At 48.0% G+C, this 2,102-nt stretch carries 2 protein-coding genes; both read left to right on the top strand.

What is annotated here, in order from left to right; all coding sequences use genetic code 11:
- Positions 1-1,275: outer membrane beta-barrel family protein (locus ACEW8S_RS03070; RefSeq protein WP_373516719.1), on the top strand; the 1,275-nt coding region annotated here is incomplete at its 5' end.
- A gap of 35 nt (positions 1,276-1,310) precedes the next feature.
- Positions 1,311-2,102 (top strand): tRNA dihydrouridine synthase (locus ACEW8S_RS03065; RefSeq protein WP_373516718.1); only part of this gene is annotated, 792 nt, incomplete at its 3' end.

The following is a 2,102-nucleotide window of genomic DNA, read 5'->3' as shown; positions in this document are numbered from 1 at the left end:
GTAGGGGCCGAGATTTCACTTAATTCCCATTACACCTATTACGACTATGAACGTGGGCAGGCCTTAAATACCGGGTTTTTGGATACGGATGGAAATCCCGCGGGGCGTAACGATTTTACGACCGACTCCGACCAACGCATTAACCTTTATAGTATACAAACGGATTATAATACTCCTTTGGGGAAATCCGCCAACTTTGAATCCGGCCTGCGGTATGCGGGGATCAATTCAAAAAGCAAGGTGGCACAACAGGGTTTCGATCGCGACCGACCGGGAATCGACCCGACCGAGACCGGGAATTTCAGCTACGACGAATCGATTTTTGCCGCCTATACTTCCTTTAGTGGTAGTTGGGACCTATGGACCATCAAATCAGGACTACGGGCCGAATATACAGAGACCACAGGCAAACTCGACGTTGGCGCACAGCGCAACAAAAATGATTATCTACAGCTATTCCCCTCTTTTTCAGTTCAGTATACACCCAATGACAAACATGACTTCAATCTGTATTACTACCGAAGAATTGAAAGACCGCGATACGCCGATATTAGTCCGTTTTTGGTTTTTCAGAGCAATTTTTCGACCATAGAGGGCGACCCCGATCTTCAACCTGCAACCCGTCATTATTTGGCCGGCGGCTATACCTTTAAGAATAGCTATACGGTCGAGCTGTTCTACAAAAATGAAAAAAATAGTCTGGGTCAGTTGGTTTTTCAGGACAATGACCTGCGCTTGTTGCGGTTTATCAGTTCCAATCTCAAAAGGAATACCAGCTATGGCGTTGATCTGTTGATAAATAAGGATTTCACCGATTTTTGGAACTGCTTTCTCGTTGCCAGCTTCTTTGATGAAAAGGCGACCTTCGAAAATTTAGGCACCAAAACGCTAATAGAAAACCAACAGTTCAGCTGGCTTATAAGCACCAGTAACAATTTTACGTTTTTAGAGGATAAGTCTTTGACCGCCGACCTTACTTTTTTATACACCGGGCCTAAACTTTCGGAAAATTTCAGATACGATGGGTATGGTTCCTTGAGTCTCTTGTTCAGAAAAACGCTGTGGAATACAAAGGCAAGCATCTCGTTGGGTGTCGAGGATATCTTCAATCAAGGCAACGAGTTCAGTACTCGAAACTACCTCGATCAAAGCGGCACCTCCCTGCTTAGGGCCGAAAACCGTTTGTTCGTTTTGGGCCTCCGCTATAAATTCGGGAACACAAAAATCAGGGATAATTACAAATCGAAGAATACCGATGAGCGGGATAGGCTCTAATTTCGTATTTTTGCCATCCTTAAAATCAAATAGGTTTGCCCAGAATAGCCGACATACAACTTCCCGATTTCCCGCTGCTGCTCGCCCCAATGGAAGACGTCAGCGACCCGCCCTTTCGCGCTTTATGCAAAGAGCAGGGCGCCGATGTGGTGTACACGGAATTCATATCCTCTGAAGGCCTGATCCGCGACGCCGCAAAAAGCGTCATGAAGTTGGATATCTACGAAAAGGAACGCCCCGTAGGTATCCAGATTTTCGGGGCTAACCTAGATTCAATGCTGCAGTCGGTGGAAATCGTCGAAAGATCGAATCCCGATATTATCGATATCAATTTCGGCTGTCCCGTTAAAAAAGTGGTCAGCAAAGGGGCAGGAGCGGGAATTTTAAAGGATATCGATCTGATGGTCTCCCTGACTAAGGCCATGGTTGAACGAACCAAACTTCCGATTACCATAAAGACCCGTCTCGGCTGGGACGATAGCTCCATCATGATCGTCGAAGTGGCCGAACGCCTACAGGATGTTGGGTGCAAGGCCATAGCCATACATGGTCGTACACGTGCCCAGATGTACAAGGGCGAGGCCGATTGGAAACCCATTGCCGAGGTAAAGAACAACCAACGGATGCACATTCCCGTATTCGGCAACGGCGATGTCGACACCCCTGAAGCCGCCATGCGCATGCGCGACGAATACGGACTCGACGGCGCCATGATCGGCCGCGCCAGTATCGGGCATCCTTGGTTTTTTAGGGAAGTCAAGCACTTTTTCAAAACCGGCACCCACGCCGAACCGCCCACTATGGAAGAAAGGGTCGATGCCGCCCGC

This window comes from Pricia sp. (assembly GCF_041745955.1).
Classification (GTDB): domain Bacteria; phylum Bacteroidota; class Bacteroidia; order Flavobacteriales; family Flavobacteriaceae; genus Pricia.
The sequence above is the reverse complement of the archived record's forward strand: the minus strand, read 5'-3'. Positions and strand labels throughout refer to the sequence as shown.